Here is a 22,170-nt window from a genome sequence, read left to right on the forward strand (position 1 = left end):
GGAGCAAGTGTTCAGGAATCATTTTATCAACTGTTTACGATCACAATTAGCTTCCCACTAACCGTAGCTCCAGCATAATTAAGGAGTTCAACTTGGTACTCATACGTACCTTTCGGTTTATTGCGGATCGCTGTTGTGACTGACTGCGCGCTCGGCGTGCGATCAGCAAGCTGTCGCGTATCGATGAGTATGCCATTTTCATACAGGCGGTAAGTCGTACCATTAGTACCCCACCACATATTCATGCTGACGTAGAAGTTTCCGTCACCATCCCAATTATCATGGGAGAGAACGGGCACCGCCGGTGCTGCTTGGGTAACCGTTACCGTATGCACATCGCTTCGTGTTGTACCCGATGCGTTGGAAAGCTCCGCATAATAACGGTAAGTACCATTAGGTCGGTACGTAACGGATGTGACGGTAGTTTGGGCATTCGGCGAATGCGCTGTGAGGGTTTGCGTATCGATCAGTACGTCATTCTCGAAAAGCTTATACGTACTGCCGTTATTTCCCCACCACATGTTCATGGTGATCGAGTACTTGCCGTCCAGAATTCCCGTGTCGTACCCATTATCATCCGACAACACCGCTTTTCCAGGAGCATCCTGAGGATTCGGTTTCGGCGAAGGCTTCACCGTAACGCCCCCATTCCCCTCACTATGAAGGAAATACGTGGCATCATTCTGATTGAACGAAACTTGAACCGGATATACCTTTTCCTGATCCGCGTTCGCTTCCAATTGGATGGTGTAGTTGAGCAGTGCTATCCCATTCACATCGGTAACAGCCGTTCCGATCGTATTCTCGTATACCGCAAAGGACACGGCTTCCCCGGCAATCGCATGCCCATTCCTATCCTGCAATGTAGCCCTTAATTCTACGGAATCATTTAGCTTTCCTTCCGCATTAGAGGCTGCCAGTATCGTGCTATGGTACAGTTTGAAAGGAATCGTTTGCTCGGTCGCATTTCCGGCCTGATCAACAGCTTGTACGTATAACGTATGGTTCCCTTTGCTAGTCACGGGGGTGCCAGATATCCAGACTTCCTCATCCAAAAGCGTGCGAACGGTTTGCAAGTCACCGTCTTCATCCTCGGCTCTCACGACTGGAATTACTTGATCCGTGTAGTTCCCCCCTGCCGTTACCCCTTCCATGGTGATGACGGGAGGCGTTGGCGCTTTAATCCATTGAACCGTTCTGAATTTTTTGGGATCTTTGGTTTCACCAATGCCAGAACCCCACTCGATATATCCTTTACGACCGGTACCATCGTTATCATTTACGACCAATGAGAAGCTGAAGGCCCCATTCGTTTCCGGTTTAATCGGCGCAAGCTCCGACCATGGAAGCGCGAGTTCATAGACCGTAACCTTTTGTGCTTCATCGCGCGATACCTGCAAAGAGCCGTTCGTCACAAGCTCCCTGACGCTGGTATTAGGCGATGAATAACGAAAGATTTGCGGCCTTTGCGGTGTTTGGGATAGTCCAATTTCATACCATCCCAAATTCTCTCCAGGGATACCCGCCATCGCAGCAAACTGCAGGCTGTCATTTTTCCAAATTTCCGCTCCGCTTATAGATGTATAATTCACATCGTCAATGATTTTCGCGGTCAAATAGAAATAATCCCGATCCCAATTCACCCATACGCTGCCGTCCAAATCCGTTGGACCTGTGTAATTTTGCATTTTTACCGTTCCTTGCGACAATTGGGCGACTGGCGGCGACGCTATGATCGCTGGGTCAGCCAAGCCGTCAAGCTGCAGCGTACCAGGAAGGATCGGATTGAAATCCAGCTTCCCTCCATAAACGAAGGATGCTTTTCCGTCAAATTGGACAGTCACTTGCACTTGGTTGCTGACGCCGTAATTAAACCCGCTGAGCGGAATATCAAACGTCTTGGTGGTGTCTGGAGGAATCACATCGTTCAAATTCTGTGTTCCTGACTGCGTACCAAACTGCCAATCGGCTTTCCTGACGGTTAGCCCTTGCTGCTTGGAATAGTTCTGGATTTGGATCTTCAATGCTTCCCCTTTCGTATTCACATCTGTAATAACAGGGATGATTCTTGCACGATAGGAAGGGAGGGTCTGAATCGCATGCTTCAGTCTTCCAATTCGGTTCCCACTCACGGTCAAATCGCCTGTTACATAGCGAATGCCTTCCTGGCTCAATCCAGGCAGGGCAAATGGCTGTGACGCATTCTGACCGGCTCCCGCGTACAAAGGATAGGTTGAGCCTTCCACAGTAAATGTTGCAGTCAGCGGCGATGTGGATGCATTATTTGCTTCCACACTCAGCAATACTGGCTCACCAGTTACGGCTTCTGCTCCCGTCAATGCGAACGTCGAATCGACCGCAATACCGTCAATATCGCTTTGAATGTAAATAGGTTCGGCGGTTAGTGTCATATACACTTTGCCATTCAGTGGTGTAAAGGTTTCCGTGTTCCCCATGATATCCGTGACTTGAATCGGTACATTCGTTTGAATGGCTGCCTGCACGGGGGTATTGGCCCAAACAACCCTTAGCTTCTGGCCGTTTTTATCAAATTTGTAGCTGGTTATGCCCGTACCGACGGTTTCTTGTTCGACAAATGAGGCTCCAATTAATTCTCGGGTCATCGCCCCGTAAGCCGCATAGGCTGGTTTCGGCGTGAATTGGCCCTTGGGATCGTTCTGATGTCGAATGAGACCAAAATTATTTTCGCCATAGTCGGCTTGCATGCCATCGTTCATCAAGTCGTACCAGAACACTTTCTCGACGCCGGCGCCCAGCGCCTGCACATAGGCACGCACCAAATAATCCGCTTGCGTTTTTTCGACTACGCMCGTGGTGCCAATGTGTGTCGGCCAGCCGACTTCTGTAATCCAAAGCGGTTTATCTTGACCTTGATTATATTTCCGGATCAAGCTTTTCGCATCAAGCACAGCCTGCAGCATGCCATCTGGAGTTAGATTGTATGGATGGATGGAAACTGCATCCATGTACTGAAGTCCGCCAAGCTTAAACACTTCCTCCATCCAGGGGATATCGACAGCTGTTGCCATGCCGACTACGGTGACGTCCGGTCTGGCAGCTTTCACCGTCTCGTAGGTCTTCTTCAGCAGTTTAAAATAATAGTCTGGACGTGAGTCTGCCGGACCGTTCCCCCGATCACCGAAACCTCCGTTGAACTCATTGTAGACTTCCACCCATTCCATCTGATTGCCATATAAGTCCAACAAAGCCTTGCCATAATTGGCGAACCCCTGACGGCCATCGTCTGAATAGGGCGTACTGTCTTGATCGTAAAACGGATTCGTAAAGTCAAGGGTGATGAACGGCTTTAGGCCGTCTTGCTGCGTTTTCCGCATAAAGGCATCACGGCCTGGCGGCTTCTGATATTTCCCTTTTTCATATTCAACATCTACCCATGTAATTTCGTCACGGACATTTTTGGCCCCCGCCCGCTTCAACAGCGTACTTAACTCAGGCGTCCATCCGGAGCTTGTTCTAGCAAGGTGAGTGGATACCCCAAATGGAGAGTTGTCTGTCAGAGTTGGGTCATCAGCCGCCAAGCGGGCAAACGAAATGTCCGTACTCTGAATCGTTTGACCCCCCTTCTTCGCAGCAACAGATAGCTTATAATAACCAAGCTGCTGAACAGGAATCGTCAAATTCAATTGTCCGCCCTGCACCGCCTCGGTGCCTGCCAATACTTGATGATCCAAATGATCATAAACGCTCCAGCTTACCGTATCTCCCCTTGTTGTGAGAGGAAAGGATGCAGGCTCACTCGCCAGGAAGACATTCCCCAATTGGGACTGCTGAACGGCCAAATCCGGGAAGGAACCGGTCGCAACGACATTGTCGAAGCGGATATCCCCGCTTGTTTTGCCGCTGACCAGACCGGACTTCTCCACCAAGAGCCCGATTGCCTGGGCGGGACCATGCCATACCCCGTCGTTTGCCCCGCTGTAATGCAAATAGCTTGTGCCGGCGTTAAAGGTCCACACTTCGATTTTTTGCCAATCGCCGGTAGGCGCCAAGGAGATTTTCTGCTGATGTACCTGCCCGGTCGAGTCCTTCACCAGCAGCAGGACCACAGAATAATCGGACGTTTTGACCCAGAACGACAGTTTCTTCAGATCTATAGGCGTAGAAAAGCTTCGTCCGAGCGAAACATTCAGCCCGCCAGCGCTGAAATTCCCGCTCAGCTTGCCTGAGTAAGCACCCGACTTGATCTCGGCCGTATCCCGTATATATTCGCCCTTGGCTCCGCCTTGCGAGGCCAGCGACCATATGTCGAAGCCGTTCTCGAAGGTGCCGATGGCGTTCTCCCATACGGTCTCCTGAGGCGGCGCCATTACCGACACATCGTCTATCCAAGCGTCTCCGCTCGTTTTGCCGCCGATCAAATTAGACTTTTCCAGCAAAAAGGAGATGCCAATAACGGGACCGTGCCATTTGCCGTCGTTGGCACCGCCGAAATGCAGATAGTTCGTGCCAATGTTGAAGGTGCTAATTTCGATCTTCTGCCAATTGGCATTCGCCAGCGCGATCTTCCGCTGATGCACCTGTCCGGTCGAATCAACTACCCGAAGCGTAACCCCGGAGGCGTCGGCCGACTTCAGCCAAAACTCCAGCTTCCGCATATCCAAGGGCAGAAAATTTTTACTGATGGCTACATATTTGCCGCCCGCACTGAAATCGCCATGTAACTTCCCCGAAAAGGTCCCGGATCTCGGAGCCGACGCATCCCGTCCATACGCGCCTTGGGCTCCCGGAAACTCGGATCCCAAGCTGAAATTCCAAAGTTCTTCATCGCTTTCAAAATTGCCGATCGTTGCGCTTTGCAAGGCTTCCTCCGCTTGAACCGTTGTCACATTTCCTCCCGGCAGAAGTCCGTTCATAGGCAAGGAGGACAAAAGCAGGACCAGAACCAAGCTTACCATCCACTTTTTCATTTCCAATTCATTCACTCCCTCATTTGTCATTTTCCATCTAATCGGTATCCCTATCACCGGTCCGTTCCCGGAGTTCGACTATCACATGATGGACTTAAATTAAGAAAGCGTTTTCATTTTGCAGCTTACATAGCAACTCGGATTGTTTCGTTGCCGTGTTGATGAGCCCATATCTCGTGCCCAACATATTTGACTGGTCGTCAGCTCTCCTCCCTTTTCTGCGAATAGAGGTTGCTCTTTTCCCCGGTCCCGTTTCGACCACCCAAAGTCGATCTGGAATTTACTCCGTTGCACCCTCATGCGTGAAGAACACCTGATTCGGATCAATCGGATTGATCGTTGTTAGCCAGATGTAATTCGGCTTGAACCCACCATACCAACCGCCGTTTTTTATGGAAAGCTTCACTTCTTGATGTTCTCAGCTTCTTTTGATTCTAGTGCTACACATTTTTTGCACCACTATTCTTTTCATGATACAAAAGCACTTAATCATCAAGTTTCCTCCATATTCACAACACAAATAAGCGCTCACACAATAGTGAACGCTTAACGCTCCAAATCCAACTGAACCCCCGTACTTCCGAAATTTAGCTTAGGTTAGTTCAAGCTATCCAAAAGTGTTTTCATTTGAGGATCAAGGTTCAATGCATTCAGAATGATTGTAAGTGCCTCTGCACGTGTGGAGTTGCCTTGCGGATCGAATATCCCATCATTCTTCCCGCTGATGATGCCTGCCTCTGCTGCATCTTTAATTTGATTCATTGCATAGGAGCTTGCACTTGCCATATCGGCAAAGTTCCCCTTGGAAGTATCCTTGTCCGCTTTACTCAAGTTGACAATTCGGGACAACATAACGACCATTTCTTCTCGGCTGATCGTTGTGTCCGGCTTGAAGGTTCCGTCTCCGTAACCGGCAATCACACCTGCGCTAGCAAGTTTCTCAATAGCGCTTTTAGCCCAATGGTTGTCAATATCGTTCAGAACAAGTAAATGATTCGTGTCGCCACTGATATCGAATACGCGCGAGATCATCATTGCAAATTCGGCGCGTGTAATTTTGCCATCCGGTTGAAAAGTTCCATTTTCATACCCATCGATAACGTGCAGTTTCACGAACGTATCGATGGTCTTTTCAGCCCAGTGCCCTTTAATGTCAGCCAGTTCAATCTTGGCAATAGATTTGTTAGCTTCCTTTACTTTGGACTCGAAAGCATGAACTAAGTTTATTACATTGACAATATCACTATTGAATACATCCACCGCTGGTTTACCGCTGTTACCCGATGCCTTTACAAGAACCGATAGCTTGCTTTTAATCGAAACCATATTAGGCACTAATTGCGAATTCATTAGTTTCACACTGTCCAGTTCAATATCGGCCGAACCCTGATTAACCGCATGAAATGTCAGCGTAGCCAGTGTTACATCCCCGGACTCGCCTGATTTATTGCCGATATGCGTATGTGCGATTTGAATCTTATTCCCGTTTACAATCGGATTAACCGTATAGCCTTCACTTCTACCAACACTCTTTACAAACTTCAGATGGCTGGTATCAAAGGATAAATTGACCTCATATGCGTACATATCACTTAATTGTTTTCCGCTTACCGTCACCTGGAAGTCATTTCCTTCAGAAACACTTTGGTTCGTGATGGAAAGTAAAAAGGTTGCTCCGGAGTTTGCATGTATAACGATTTGAGGAAGTAAGAGCATAGTCAAAAGTAACGTCAGACTGAATACGAGAAGTTTTTTTAACATCGATGAAGTTCGCCCTTTCGGTACATATTTCTGAATAATTGGAGGGAGAGCGTATTCAGCTCTCCCTCCACACTCCTATCTTCGCTAATGCGAGTAAAAATCCATTCCAGTAAACATGATGCGTGGTTTTTTATTGTAAGATCGTTCTGGCTACGATTGCCAGGTCTTCAATATCAACCTTACCGTCATGATTGACATCCGCTTTCTCATTCCAGCCCGCTTGACCTTGCTGCTTACCATAACCCCCTGCAACAATAGCCAAGTCTCCAATAGAAATACTTCCATCTCCATTGACATCTGCCGTTATTCTCTTCGTGTTAAACATTTGAATGGCAGCTTCCAATCCGGCTTTCGCACTATCTACCTGCTGCTGTGCGGCATTCGGATTGTTTGCTGTCGCAGTGGCTGCATCGATTGCAGACTGCAATTGCGCTTTGGAGCCAATCGCATACAGCCCGTTCCCATTGCCTTCCACTGCAGCATTGTACGTGGCCTGTGCACTTGCGATCAATGCATTCAAGAGCGACTTATCAACAGGTGTACTAGGAATACTTATTTGTATCTCACGAGAGGATCCGTCTACTTGCAGTTCATTCCCCTGTCCATTGGCAATAATGACATTACTTACAGAAACTGTCGAAGAGGTAGCCTGAGTAACAGGTTTCGCCGTAAATTTGATAGTCAACAAATCTCCTTGAGCCAACACCCCTTGGTTCGCGCCCACACTGGCAACCAAAATCCGAATATGCCCTGGCACGGCCTCCTTTTGCTCGATGACTTGAAATCCGTCTTTCAGTGAAGTAACTGAATTAAATTGCAAACTCGCTGGATCATAATGAAGAGTCAAATCTTGCGCATACACTTGCTGGTATACACTTTGCGTAACGCCAGTCAATCCCATCGTTACATCAAAGGTTTCGCCCTGGTTCACCTGCTGTGCACCTGCCAAAGTAGACTGAGGCATCGTTGGCGCTGGCAGCACACTTATTAGTTGTGCATTGCGAAACAGTGCGGGGTCCTTCGGCGTCGTTCCGACTCCCGATCCCCACTGCAAGAAACCATCGCGGGAATCGCCCGTGGAGCCCTTATCATCGTCATTCACCAGGAACGACATTCCGATGGTCTGCGTCGGTGGCCCGCTAAACCCAAGCGAGGCCCATGGGACAGAGATGACATAGTGCATGGTGCTGCCGCTTTGCGTGATATTCGCTTKGGCGCCAGGAGTTGGTCCCACCTGCTGGCCAGTCGGCGCTGCGAAGGTGTAAACCGACGGTCCGCTGTCGAGAAGTGCTGCACCGAGTTCAACGCGCTGGCCACCTGCCTGCCCCGGCACTCGGTCGTAGGTGCTGAACTGGATGGAATCGGTCTGCCACATCGTGTTTGGCGTGCGTGCGCCGAAGTGTTTGTCATCTGTGATCGTGGCGTCGATCACAAGCGCATCGTTGTTGTAGTTGATATGCAGCTGCCCACTTAGGTCGCTGTTACTACTGCGCGTCCCCAAAATCGATACCCATGTCGCTTGCGTCGCCAAGTCGATTGCGGGCAAGGTTTGGTGGTTCGCGGGTTCGATGGGAGCGTAGGAAATCGAACCCGATGAAACATCCGAATCTCTGGAGCTGTCAACGGCCACGTTATAACTCAGAGAATCGAACAACGGAATGTCGGAGAGCGGGACGCGTATCGACACAGTTCCACTTGCAGGGACATTCACCATATTCGACACATTCCCTGATGTCGGCCCTACTTGGTAGGCAACTTTGGTCGGCGTGAAGTCGCTGGCTCGATTGTTCTTCAGCGCGATGTCGAGAAAGTAGCTTCGGGATGCCGCATCCGATGTGATCGTCGGCTGGACGCTGATCTCGAACGGCTTGACGACATTTGTCGTTGCCCTCAAGCCAGCAACAAGACTCGGCTGGTTCTTGTCGTCGCCCCTCGTCACGTCTACGGCCACAGTCCGCGGGCCGAGGAGTGTGCTTGCAGGAACGCTGACGGTGGCGCTCGTTACCTGGCCCGGAGAAGTGAGAAGGTTCACAGGCTGCGATCCGTTCGCAGTGATTGTCAACTCATTAGGTAGGTCCGTATTGGGATTCGATCGGTCTGCAGTCACCGTAACTGTGACCGTATCTCCTTTGATCGACTGATCGGCGACTTTCACCGTTACCGCAGACTGCGTCACGCCCAAGCTGTCAACGTTGCCCGTAACGTAGATCGGGCTGCCGTTAAGCGTCAGAACGACCTTGCCGTCTGTCGGATTCACCGTTTGCGTTGCCCCATACTCATCAGTGATGATAAGAGGCTGGGAAGTATGCAAAGAAATGTTCTCGGAGCTGGTGGACCACATCACCCGAGTTGTCGAGTCTCCTCCCGTATTCGGATACGAGTAAGCGGTAACGGAGCCGAGGTCATCGCGAGCACCGATCGTCTTTCCGGTCACCGCGCGAATGAGCACAGCGTTAGCGACAGCTCCCGGTTTCGGAGCTACGCCAAGCACGCCATCGACGGGCTGCCTGAACAACCCAAAGTGATGTTCTCTATTAGTGGGGTCAGTACCGTCATCCATAGCCGAGTACCAGTTGAGGACGTCCACGCCAGCTGCCTTCACTAGCACCTGAGCACGCACTAGGTTGTCCGCTTGCTGGGGCTCCGTGGAGGCGGCGGCATACGTCGGCCAACCGTTCTCTGTAATCCAAAAGGGTACGTGCCGATTTCCAGCCGCCTGCTTCACCTGCTGCACCAACGCAGGAAGCTTCGATACCAACAGTGTGCGCTCGGGCGGGGTGTTTGCCCCCTCCAAAGCGTAGCCGTAGACATTCGTCGCGAACGTATCAATGTAGTTGATACCGCCGGCAGCGAAAAAGGCACTAAACCAGTTATCGTCAAAGGTGGCTCCAATCGGGCCCATGACGTTCGCGTCTGGGTTTCCTTCGTGAATGGGTCCGTACATGGCCTGAAGCATCTGCAAATAGCAGGCTGCTGTAATACCGCAAGCGCCGTTGTTGAAGCCGGTGCCATTGAACTCGTTGTAAATGTTGAAATCGCTGACCTTGCCCTTATAGTGCTCGGCGGCAGCTTTCCCAAACTGACCAAATGCAGCCAGACCAGCCGCGGAGCTCGGCGTTTTCCCGTTGTCATAATTTGCGTTGTTGTATGCCAATACTCCCTGGGGAGTCATGCCGAGGTCAAGAGACTGTTGTGACTTGGCTTCAAAGGCGTACCCTGCCCAGTTGTACACGCCTGGCTGTTTTTCAATTAGCGACCAGTTAATGTCGCTTCGAATGTGGCCGTATCCGATTGTCGCCAATGCGTTCATGAGTCCATCTTCGAGGGATTTGTAGTGACCAAAATGTGAGTCGATCCCGAAGAAGGAGTCAGGACTCAATGCGCCCGCTGGCGTCGGGGTCACAATGCCAAACGTTGTGGCGCGCGTAACCATTTGGTCATCAATCACGCTTGAGAATGTGAGGTTGTAGAATCCCGGCCCGAGGTCCATCACGGATAGCGGAGCATGTCCGTTGGTGCCTACGGGGACAGATCCCGTGCGAAGACTCACGCCCTGATCATCTGAAATATCATAGGAAACCGAATCACCCACCGTGCCGAAATCCAGGCTTGCGGAATTAGTTGTAAAGAGCAAGTTCGGGTTCATCACAGACAGCGCTGGGGTCGTTGCAAAGGTCACCCGGATGCGTGCGATACAGATTCCCGGCATGACGCCATTGAGGCTGTGAACGCGCAGGCGGAAATCTGCGCCGTTTGTGCCGTTGGCGAACTTGATTCCGCTCAGCTCAAAGATCTGATTCTTCCAGGTCTGACTGCCGCTCATGGGCATCCACGGAGTGGCCTGGTACGCGTTGCTCTGGCCGTCGTACTCGATGGCCATGGTCGTCGCCGCTGCGTCAAAGTAATCAACGGACACAATCGCGTACGTTGCGCCCGCAGGTTTCGCGGAGCCCGCGACATCAACGTAGAGGTAGGGGTTTAGCGGATTTTGTGACGTCGCCCAGCACGCCGTGCCGTTTACGGTAGTCGCAGCGTGCGTCGGATCTTTGTCTGCATCGCCTGGCCAAGCCTTGGTTACTCCGCTGTAAATTGGGGGCGAACTCAATCTTACGTCCGCCTGCGGCTGGGCAGCGACAGCCCAGGGCGCCACCTCCCCAAGAATGCTAACTGATAAAAGCAATACAAGCATCAAACGGATCATCCACTTTTTCACGAACATCATGTTCACTCCCTTATCCTGATCTGAAATCCAATCGCAAGCATTATTGCAAGCGTTTTCATTTGTTGGTCTAATCGTTAATTAATTTCTGCTACCAGGCAGGTCTTGTAGGCATCTGAACCCGCTCCACCTCTCCTTCTATAAATTGACCCCGCAGCTGGAGAATGAACCGGATGTGGGAGGTTTTGACCTCCCGGACATCCTGATGACCGTAGAACACACAGAGTGCAGCTGCTGTTCCCGCTGCTTCACCAATAGCGCTGACCGAGGCCATGATCCGGTAGGAACTGTGAGCTTCGTGAGTGCCGCTGATGCATCTGGAGCTCAGTAATAGATTGGCGCAGCCCTTGGGAATAAGCGAACGGTATGGGATATGGTAATAGCCTGGCTCGGGAATACTTTCAAGCCTAGTCGCGCCTCCATCCGGACTATGAATATCCAAGGAATAGGCGCATGCCGCCACCATATCATCAAAGCACCTGGTCTGCAGGCAGTCCTCTGCGGTCAGTTCATATTCTCCTACAATTCGCCGCCCCTCTCGGACACCGAGCTTAGGGGCAATGTAATCCAGCTTCGCATTATGGAAAGCAGGATGCTGTTGAATGGCATCAAACAACTCCTGCGCCTGCCGAATTCCCTCTTCCCTGCCCCTAGAAACGGTTTCTGGCCGGGTGGGGTCCACATCCAGCACCGAAGTAGAGTTGAACAGCAGGGCTTTTCCATCTGGATAAGGAAAACAAGTGATACCCTGCCGGGGGTTGCTGGTGCCGCCTGCCGCTTTCATGTCGAGGTAATAAGGCAGCAGCTCCCTGCGCAACGAATGAATCGCCGACCATTGCCGAATATCCGGCTCCTTCAGTAGGGAGCAGTCTATGCCGCTGACCTTGAAAGTGGCGGTGGCGGACTGCAACTTACCGTCTCCTTCTCTGCCCAGTTTGTACTTCAATCCCGCCAACGCGGAAAGATTGCCGTCGGCAGTGGCGTCGAGGTATATCTTGGCGGTAACTGTAGCTGTTCGGCTGCCCTGGATATGTAGTCGGACAATTCGTCCATTCTGCTTATCTGCTTGGAAAACCTCACAGTCGGTCCACAGCGTAAGGGTCGGTTCGGAGGCCAATAGCCTTTGGTAAGCAGCCTTCAATTCCTGCTCATCATAAGTAGGAACAAGCTTCTCGCTGTAATGCGTGTATGAGGTGGGAAACAACTCTCGGTGAATTCCGCTGGTAATCGGTTTTCCCCAGGAATCCCGGAAGTTGCATACCAGGGATACACTGGAGAATACCCCTGTCCCCCCCACTTCACTGGCTTGCTCAATCAGCAGCACCCTCATCTGCAATCTTGCAGCAGCAAGCGCAGCGCTAATTCCTCCGACACCCGCGCCCGCTATGATAAGATCAAAATCAAAAAACTCTTTGTTCATATCGGTAGACCTCCCGAACCTTATTTCTTGGCCTGCTTCGTATACAGTTCCGTATAATCCTTTATAATCTGTTCCCCGMCCTGAGAGCGCCACTTCTCCACTTCTTTATTGAAGCCGGCTTCATCAAGGATTCCCATAATGAATTTGACACGGGCATCGGCAATGATCTTGTTCAGCTCCGTTCCCTTCTCCACAGCTGTCTGAGAGATCAGGGGCTCCATCGGGTTGGATACGGCAATTGCCTCGTTGTTTTTCAACATGGTGCGGAATCTATTGTCCGCTTCCCCCTTGCCCTTCCAGATCATCAGCGCACCGTCATAGGTAGGCAGTTGCTTTAGAGGAGATACCTCGTTGGCATAAGCAGTCTGGTCAGAGATGACCGGTTCTCCGTCCGCTCCTTTGGTGTAATGAACACCCTCGATCCCCCACGTCCAGGTATACATCATTTTGTCATCGACGATTTTGTCGAAGAAACCAAGAAGTTGCTTCAGCTCCGCCTCCGACTTGACTGTGGCTTTTGGGAACACGAACATCCCATTATATCCAGTGGTTGCAAACACCCGCTCTCCCTTAGCTCCCTGAATTCTGCTGACAATATCGATCTTGGCAGCAGGATTAGCTTTCTTCAGCTCGTTTCCTCCTGTAATTACGAAGTCAAGGGTAGTGAACAGCATGCCGGCCTTGCTTTGATAGAATTGCTCTTGCTGTTTGTTGACTTTGGTTGCAGCGAAATCTTGATTAATCAGCTTTTCGTCATACAGCTTCTTGTAGAACTTCATGGCTTCCATATTCTCTTTAGTCATAACCTGGGGAACTGCTTTGCCATCCTGAATCTCCCATTGGTTGGGCGCTCCGAAGAAGGAGGCGATGGTCTGGAAGCCGGTGAGACCCATGGCGCCTGCGCCGCCGGAATCCTCGGCCTCCACTAGCCCGAATGTATCGTTTTTGCCATTTTTGTCCGGATCGTTTAAGGCGAAAGCGCGGATAACCTTGTAGAGCTCATCGATGGTCTTGGGTTGCTGCAAGCCCAGATTGTCTAACCAATCCTGCCGGAAGGCGATGCCCTGACGGGCCAGCGCTCTGGCGCGGTACAAACCGTAAACCTTGCCATCGACTGAGATATTTTTCAGTACCTGCTCATTCGCGTTGTACTTGCTTAGGTTGGGAAACTCCTTGATATAGGGTCCGATCTCCCAGAACATGCCCGATCGTTCCGCATTGATAATTGATGAGGACTTGGTATCCCCAATCATCAGTACCTGAGGCAGATCATTGGATGCGATGGAGACGTTGACCTTGTCATTGTAAGCAGACGCCGGAACCCAGGTGGTATTGATCTTGGTATTCGTGTATTCCTCGATCTGCTTGATAATCGGATTGTCGGCCTTGGGAGGCTCGGTCGACGAATACTGGTTCATCATCGTGAATGTAAACTTTCCGCTTGGCGTTGCCTTCTGGTTCTTCTCTTCCTGATTGCTGCCGCACGCTGACAAACTGGCAGCCGTTAGGATTGCTGCGAGACCCGTTAGGGCCATTTTGTGATTTAATTGATTCATGTCTTACTCCCCCTCATAATATTGAAGATATTATATTAAATGATGAACAAGTTCATCCTTTAACCGAACCGAGCAGCACTCCCTTGGCGAAGTGCTTTTGTAAAAATGGATAAACCGACAGAATCGGAACGGTGGAGAACACGATAACCGCCATGTTAATAATCTTGGACGGTGGAGGAGGCGCCTCGTTCATATCGGACAACCCCTTCTCCGACAGGATCACTATCTGTCTTAACAGGACCTGGATTGGCCATTTCTTTGAATCGTTGATGTACAAAATAGCGCTCAGGAAAGTATTCCAATGATTTACTGCGTAGAACAGCGAAAAGGTTGCAATCGCAGGCAGAGATAATGGGATGACAATACGGAATAAAATCCCAAGGTCATTGCAACCGTCGATCTTGGCCGATTCCTCCAAACCGTCAGGCAACTGCTGGAAGAAGTTTTTGATGATGATCAGATTAAAAGCACTGATCGCGCCAGGAATAATAAGCGCCCAGTAGGTATTAGTAAGGTGTAATGCTTTAACCATCAAAAAAGTAGGCACGATACCGGCGTTGAACACCATCGTGAAAATAACCATGAGCATGACGGGACGACGTCCATACAGGTCTTTGCGGGCAAGTGGATACGCCATCAGCACAGTCAGCAGCAGGTTCACAAGTGTCCCAATCACAGTCACCCCAATGGTAACAGTCAAGCTACGAAGCAGTATTGGAGTAGACAGGATGTAACGGTAGCCCGCCAACGAGAATTTCGTTGGAAATACAAGGAAGCTTTTGGATAGCACCTCCTGCTCCGTCGCGAAGGAAATCACTATGATATACAGAAACGGGATGAGCATCACAGCCGACACCAACAGAAGGATTGCGATGTTCGTCCAGTCGAACAGACGGGTTCCCCAGCTTCGGTTTTGTTGATTCATAGATTAATACACCCCTTCCCCACCGAATTTTTTGGCCAACCAGTTTGAGCTGATGACCAGTACAAATCCAACAACCGACTTGAAAAGGCCGACAGCGGTACTGAAACTGAACTGCCCTTGCGTAATCCCGGCCGAATACACATAAGTGTCAAACACTTCCCCGACCTCACGGTTAATCGGATTCAGCATCAGGAAGATTTGCTCAAAGCCCGTGTCCAAAAAGGTACCCAGCCGGAGAATGAAAAGAATCATAATGGTAGAGCGAATGGCAGGAAGCGTCACGTGCCATAGTTGGCGCAACCTTCCCGCTCCGTCTATTTTTGCGGCTTCGTATATCTGGGGATCGACTCCTGCCAAGGCTGCAAGGAATATAATGGTCCCCCATCCTGTTTCCTTCCAAATCACTTCCAGTGTGATCATGGTTCTAAACCAGCCTGCACTTGCGAGAAAGTTGATTTTGCTCCCCCCCATTGCCATAATGGCTTCATTCACCAGTCCGCCGTCGATTGTAAAGAAGGTATAGGCTATGCCGACCACCACGACCCATGAGATAAAATGGGGTACGTAGATGAAGGTCTGTATGGCCCGTTTAAATTTCTCATGGCGCACTTCATTAATTATGAGAGAGAGCAGGATCGGTGCGGGAAAAAAGAAAAAAATATTGTACCCGGCCAGCACCAGGGTATTCCTCAGAAGCATCCAGAACGACGGATCATAGAACAGCCGCTCGAAGTGCTTGATGCCAACCCACTTACTGCCGAAAAAGCCCAAGTAAGGCTGATAATCCTTGAAAGCTATGAGAAGTCCCCACATAGGGGCGTATTTGAACAACAGAAAGTAAAGCAACCCGGGGGCAAGCATCGCATACAGCCATTTGTTCCTCCGTATCTGGTACCAGAAACATTGCTTCTTCGGCTTAGCGGCAGACATTTGAAGCGCAAGATTTCCTTTGATTTGATTCATCTTCGACTCCACCTTCGTGTTTCGTGATTTTTTGTGAGTACCTTCAAGATAAACGGCCGACATGCGGACGTCTATAATCAAGGGATAATCATCAGGAAAGGTGTTTGTCATTGTAGAGACTATAATCATAATCACGTCCGGAATAATCATGAGCCTAGGCGAGAAGAGACCTCTTGTTATCGCTTCAACATGAAGAAGACCCCCTACGACAGGCAGGGGACCTATCGCGTGGAGTCTTTGGAGTGAAGCTTTCATATTTTAGGATGGCAGTGCAATTCCCGGTATTGTCCTGGCGTCATGTTCTCCATCTTGCGAAAAAAACGGATGAAATTCTGAGGGTTGGTGTAGGTTAATCTTACCGCAATATCCCCGATCTTCATATCTGTCTCGACCAGCCATTGCTTCGCCATCATCAAACGGTAGTTTAGAAGGTACTCGCTGAAGCTGATCCCTTTTTCCCTGCTGAACAGAGGCCCCAAATGGTTGGGGTGGTAATTCAATTGCATCGCGCATGCCTCAAGGGTAAGCTCGGTGTCAAAGCGTTGATGGATCAAATCAGTTATCTGGTCCGATATTTTCTTAGCGTGAGACTTACTCTGCTGCTCTAGCCTGCGCATGATCGGGGCAATGACGGTATCGCAAAACCAAAGGCGGATTTCCTCCTGGGATTTTAGATCGAGTAGTCTGTCAAAAAGCTGCTTTTCCTGATCGAGTGGTAATTCCGTTTTTGTATCCTTCTTTGTATCCGCAGTTATCTCGGACTGTCCAAGCTCGGTCAGCATAGTGTACAGCCTGACCAATGACATCCGATATTGGCGCCAGTCAGCTTGCTCATTAAAGATCAGTCCAATGCAGCGTTCCAACAGCTTGTCAGCCCTTGTCCGCTCCACCAGCTTAACTGCATCGTAAAGCTCTTTAGCCGCACGGTGCGGGAACACGCTGGATACCAAATCTTCAGGCTGGACATCATCGATAAACAGGACTGATTCCGGACCGAAACGAATCTGGTACCGAAGCGCCTCTAGTGCTTGCTCGGCAGAGACAGAAATATCGATGAGTCGCTTTTGGGGACGGCTGATGCCGATGCTAATTTGCAGCTTCAGGTATTGCTGTACTGTTTTCCTGATAAGCTCCGCTACGGCAAACAATCGATTCTTGTACTCCACATCCGTAGTTCCGGTACCTCCCACAACCGTGATCTGGGATTGTTCCAGCAATACAGGATCTAGCCGTTGCTCGGCGGGGATTAGCTCGCCGACGATATTTGCGATGGCGAAGAGCAGCAGATCACGGTCATTTTCATTGTACTGGGACCTCTCCAGATCATCGATCTGAATGGCGAGTACGGCATGCCACCCCCAATTGGCATGATAGCCATACTCTTTTAGTCTAGCCGGTAACTGAGACTCTTTCTCCTCGCCTCGAATCAGCTTCATGACAAAAAAATGCTTCAGCTCCCGTACTTGTCCCGTAAGCTGTGCCAAGAGGCGGGATTCCGTCTGCAACATGGATTGCAGTCGATAGCTGATCAAGGCAAATTCATCGGTGCGGGCTTCTTCTGGCGGATCTTCGAATCTGTCGGCAATCGTCGCGACCAATTTCCGAACTGGGCGGTAGAACGTCCGCGAACCGTACAGTGCCAGCCCGCAGGTTACCAGAACCATGAGCAGGCATACAATTAGAGTAACCCAGCCTATAGAGYGGGAATCTCGGGTAATATCTTTTATGGATATGGCAGACACATAAATCCAGCCATTGTAACTTGACTTGCGCATGATGACGCTTGTGTTGTCACCGTCAAGCTCTACATTGAATTGCCCTTCCGTTTCACTTCGCCTTTGCACCTCGGCAACAAGTTGCTCCAAGGCGGATTGCTGCACATTCTGATCGCTTCGAGACAGCAGACGGTAATCCTTATCCATTACCATGATGCTGCCGATCCGGTTATCGGCTGCCAGAAGTCTCGCCAGCTGCGATTCGGCGATGGTCACGATGGCCAGTCCGTCGGCTTTCAGCGAATTCAGCGGGATTTTCTTCACGAGACTAATACTTGGCGAACGCTTGTCCTCGTCCGTTACCCAAAAAGAAAATGAAGGCAGATTCTCATACCGGAGAAGCTGATCCAGATTCCGTACATCATCAAATGTAAAAATATTGTTGTTATCGACGCCCCATTGACCTTTTAAATTCAGTACCGTCATATTGTTTATCGTCAGCTCGAAGGTTTGGCTGCGCACCATGTTCTGGTACATTTCATTATAAACCTGATAATTGGCTGCTGAATAAGGGAGCGACATAGCATTAACTACAAGAGGCGAGCTAATGTACTGTGTAACCGAATGATCTATCGTCTTGAGGATCTGCTCCACACGAAGTTGGGACTGCTGAAGTGTCGCCATGCTACTCTGGTTGACCTTGTCTTGAACTATAGAGGAGGCTTTGTAATATGAGATGATTCCAACGATAATAGCTGGAATAGAGCCGATCAGCAGACTGTATATTAAGAGACGGTTGAAATATGTGCTGGAACGAATTTTCATAACATCTCCCTTGTAAGCAGTTTCGCCTAATTTTTCTCCTATTATAGAGACGAGATTGAAGGAAGTCCATAATCATGGCATAATCATATGAACGGATTATCAGGTCTGACCCATTATCCAGCAGATGTACGAATTCGTTCAATTCATTGATATTGTATTTCAGATTGTCTAAACTACATGATAAGAGCGCCTACTTGATGGTGTTGGGTTATAAGCCCGTGACAAACCCATCATACCGAGGCGCTTCTTTTTTGACAAAGGCTATTCTTCCCATCGAAACACTTTTGCCGTTATCACTAAACTTCCCTCTCAATTTACTCGAAAAGCTTACCTCCTTGAATCCTCACCTAGCTATAACCGGTCGCTAATATCTATAATCCCAACATGTAGCACATCATGCTCATCCGAAAACGTGAAGGTAACCTTACGGCTGTCCGGACTAAATGATGGATGCGGGTGACCAGGATGCATCCCACGGCATGGCAGTTCGCATAGCAGCTCGGACTGTTTCGTTGCCGTGTTGATGAGCACGATTTTGGAAATACCGGGCTCCTGTGTGTCCGCCACTGCATATCGGCCGTCAGGACTAATGCCGACATGCCAATACCTGTAGTCTCCATTAATAAATTCGTGCCGCTCGCCCCGACGATCCACGAAATAAACGCCAGTCGGTTTATCCGGACTATGCGGATATTTCACGAAGTACAGTCCGCTGCCGTCGAGCGCCCATATCTCGTGCCCAACATATTCGATTGGCCGTCCGCTCTCCTCCTTTTTCTGCGAAAAGAGGTTGCTCATCTCCCCGGTCCTCGTGTCGACCACCCAAAGTCGATCCGGAATTTGCTCTGTCGCGCCTTCATGCGAGAAAAATACCTGATTCGGATCAACCGGATTGATCATCGCATGATTCGCTATCGGGTAAGGCTCAGCAAATTGAGGACGGGCTGCTTCGCATACCTCGCCGCTGGACACATTTACCGTGCCGATTACCCAAACGGCTTCCTGTGACTCCGCATCCTCGGACTGAAGAAGCGCCTCCTTCCAATACACGCCAAGCACCTTGCCGTCGTTCGTTATCGACAAAGGCCCAAAGAACGTGCAATGCTCCTCCAATTTGCAAATCGTATGCCTTTCCCCGCTCCATGCATCAATTGCGTATAGCTCATTCCCCTTCAATAAATAGATGATATCATCGGGCGAAACGACCCCGCTTCCCCAAATCTGGCCTTCTTCCAGCACCTGCACATCACCCGTTTCCATATCGAAACGCACGATGTCACCCTTCCACGTCTCTCGGTCCATGTCCGTATGCACAATCAGATGTCGGCTGTTCGACAACCAGGACATCGCCGTAAAATACAGATGCGCTGTATCGCCTCCTTCCACGCCAAGTGCGAGGATCGACTGCCCGGTGATTGTATCTGTTATTGTTGTACTGGTTAACATCATCAGTACCTCCTGTAGCATTTTTATTCGGCAACATCGGTATCGTTAGCTCCATCTGCTCCTCTCAGCAGCGCTTGTTCCCTCTCCCGATATTCACCTGGGATAAATCCGGTACTCCTCTTGAAAATCCGCACGAAGCTGTTGACGTTCGTGTAGCCAACCGCCTCCGACACATCTCTAATCAACATATCGGAACCGGCAAGCAACTCTTTCGCCTTTCTCATGCGAATATCCATTAAATAATCAATGAAATTTCTTTCCTTGTGCTCCTTGAATATGCGACTCACATGCGACGCACTCAGCTTGAATTCACTTGCCAAATAATTCAGGGATAAATCGCTGTGCATATAGTGGGCGTTAATAAAGGCGGTGATTCGCTCAACTACATCGTTTCGCTCTCGATTACTGCGTCTCTCCTCAATTTGCTTGGCAAACTGGCCAAGCTGCTCAATGACATAATCCGAGAGCTCATGGATATTTTCATGTTGACTCAGCAGGTCGAATAATCTATGCGGAGGTGCTTCTTCGAGCATTACAGGGTCAATCTCACCTACTGCTTTGGCCGCCTTCATCATAAAGTGGACAACCAATTGGCGAATCATATCAGGTGCAGCACCGCTGCCAGCCATCTCACCAAACCAACGCTCCGTCTGCTTCTTCATCTTCTCGCTATCCGTCAGTCGAAGCGAGTCAACGATGCCGTCCGTCATGCCAAGCAGCCGCATAAACTCTCCGCTCGCTGGTTCTCGAATATCATCGTTAGAGATGATAGTATTGCCTCCGAGTATCATTTTGTAAGACAATGCCGACATCGCGTCATGATACGAGTATTGAAGCGTGTCTATCTCTTGCGCAATGTGACCCAATCCAATTGAAATCGTCTGCTTAAACTGCTCTTCCACATAGCTCTTGATCATCTCTGCAACTGCAAATGCACGAAGTAGATTCGCTTCCGCTTCGGCTTCATGAAACGAGATCACAATAACCACTAGGCCGTCCCGTGCTTCAATGGCGATCCCCCGGTACTCCGCATTGATCATCTCTTCCGCAACATTGCAGAGCGCGTAGCTATATAAATGGAGATCCTGTGACGAGGCAATGCTCGATTTCTGATCGAACTCAGCAGCCAACACGATATACTGCTTCGCATGCAGCGGGAAACCAATGGCTTCAAGGCTGGCGCGCAGCTCCTCTGGATTTTTGCGTGCGCCAATCAAGGCATCCATCACTAGGCGCCATTTAATAACCGGCTGCGTTTCCCTCATTTGCCTGTACATGCGATTGCTATCGGCCAAAACGTATGACAAAGAAACTTCGATACCGCTCCATTCGTCGTCAGCCCAATGCTCGTTTTTTCTTTCATATTGGCCGTATGCCTGAAGCTGTTTCGTCACATTCGAGAGGACCCGATTGACCGGCCGGAACATCCAACTGTTTAACACCATGGACATGCCTCCTGCTAAAAGTAGAAGCAGAATAGAAATGCCGAACAATGTGTTTCGCACCTGGACCAGCGGCTTGCTGAGTGCTGCGTCAGAAACCACACTAATAATTTCCCAGCCTGTATACGGACTCTTCATATAAAAGGCCGTTCTGTTGACTCCATTCATTTTCGTACGGAATTGCCCTTCATCCCGCTGGGTCATATCTTTGGACCAAAGAAGCCCACCTGCTTGTTTGCCAATCAAAGATTTATCGGAATGACTGAGAATGATTCCCTCCGCATCAGCTAGAAACAAGTAGCCGAGAGAAGGATCAATGGCGTTTTTGATTAGATTGTAGATAGATCGCTCATCAATATTGAAAGCAACTGCACCTTTCCGGTATCCTTCCCCATGTACAAGCGGATAGGAACGAATGAGCGTCATGACGTTCTGCCGAATGTTACCCGAATCATCAAGGGATAGCTTTCTAGTGCCAATCCACTGATAAAAGCCTTTATATCTCTCAAAAGCATTCATCCATTGATAATCGGGTCCTAGCTCCGGCGTCTGAAATGGATTCGTCTGTGACCAACGCTTTTTCGCATAGGAATACAAGTCGATTGAAAAAATGGTATCGTTACTCAGCAGCATATCCGCGATTCTGTTGTTAATCGTGATCGTATCCTGCTGATCAGCCCCTTCATCCTCCATGAACGTCCTCATATCTCGGCTGCGTAAAAATTGCATCGTTTCCGAATCGATCCCCTTCAACACCAACAGCAGTTTATCGTTTACCTCGTGGAGCAGGGACATGTTCGTTTGCTCGACTTCTGCCTGAAGATGCTCGGTCGTGATGAAATAGGACAGGCCTGCTGTCGAAACAATACATAGGCTCAAAAAAAGCAAAATTATCGACATTGCGCGCTTCGAACGGCTTCTCTTTTGCTGCCAGAACATGCCTCTGCCT

11 protein-coding genes are annotated in these 22,170 nt (G+C 49.7%); all 11 read right to left on the reverse strand.

From position 1 onward, the window contains the following. Positions 1–26: 26 nt before the first annotated feature. Positions 27–4,949 carry a sugar-binding protein gene (locus AC1DLM_RS18020; protein ID WP_477570737.1) on the reverse strand — a complete coding sequence of 1,641 codons (4,923 nt, stop codon included), beginning with the start codon at positions 4,947–4,949 and terminating at the stop codon, positions 27–29. A 280-nt stretch (positions 4,950–5,229) separates the two neighbouring features. Next, on the reverse strand, positions 5,230–5,355 hold the full coding sequence (locus tag AC1DLM_RS18025) for a hypothetical protein (RefSeq protein ID WP_281366704.1): 126 nt from the start codon (positions 5,353–5,355) through the stop codon (positions 5,230–5,232). A 191-nt stretch (positions 5,356–5,546) separates the two neighbouring features. Beyond that, positions 5,547–6,710: an S-layer homology domain-containing protein gene (locus tag AC1DLM_RS18030; protein ID WP_441987422.1), complete on the reverse strand. Its 1,164-nt coding sequence runs from the start codon at positions 6,708–6,710 to the stop codon at positions 5,547–5,549. A 130-nt stretch (positions 6,711–6,840) separates the two neighbouring features. Then, entirely contained in the window at positions 6,841–10,815 is a 3,975-nt protein-coding gene (locus AC1DLM_RS18035; RefSeq protein ID WP_477570738.1) for a cohesin domain-containing protein, read from the reverse strand. A 205-nt stretch (positions 10,816–11,020) separates the two neighbouring features. Next, positions 11,021–12,349: an FAD-dependent oxidoreductase gene (locus tag AC1DLM_RS18040; protein WP_477570739.1), complete on the reverse strand. Its 1,329-nt coding sequence runs from the start codon at positions 12,347–12,349 to the stop codon at positions 11,021–11,023. 20 nt (positions 12,350–12,369) lie between these two features. After that, on the reverse strand, positions 12,370–13,905 hold the full coding sequence (locus AC1DLM_RS18045) for an extracellular solute-binding protein (RefSeq protein WP_477570740.1): 1,536 nt from the start codon (positions 13,903–13,905) through the stop codon (positions 12,370–12,372). A gap of 52 nt (positions 13,906–13,957) precedes the next feature. Beyond that, on the reverse strand, positions 13,958–14,830 hold the full coding sequence (locus AC1DLM_RS18050) for a carbohydrate ABC transporter permease (RefSeq protein ID WP_477570741.1): 873 nt from the start codon (positions 14,828–14,830) through the stop codon (positions 13,958–13,960). Positions 14,831–14,833: 3 nt separating this feature from the next. After that, positions 14,834–15,793, reverse strand: coding sequence for an ABC transporter permease (locus tag AC1DLM_RS18055; RefSeq protein ID WP_477570742.1), 960 nt, complete (start codon positions 15,791–15,793; stop codon positions 14,834–14,836). A 251-nt stretch (positions 15,794–16,044) separates the two neighbouring features. After that, positions 16,045–18,333, reverse strand: a complete 2,289-nt coding sequence (locus AC1DLM_RS18060; protein ID WP_477570743.1) for a helix-turn-helix domain-containing protein — start codon at positions 18,331–18,333, stop codon at positions 16,045–16,047. Positions 18,334–18,684: 351 nt separating this feature from the next. Beyond that, positions 18,685–19,782, reverse strand: coding sequence for a TolB family protein (locus tag AC1DLM_RS18065; RefSeq protein WP_441987429.1), 1,098 nt, complete (start codon positions 19,780–19,782; stop codon positions 18,685–18,687). A gap of 20 nt (positions 19,783–19,802) precedes the next feature. Next, positions 19,803–22,160, reverse strand: a complete 2,358-nt coding sequence (locus tag AC1DLM_RS18070) for a helix-turn-helix domain-containing protein (protein ID WP_441987430.1) — start codon at positions 22,158–22,160, stop codon at positions 19,803–19,805. Positions 22,161–22,170 lie beyond the last annotated feature (10 nt).

This window comes from Paenibacillus sp. 01T442 (assembly GCF_056398345.1).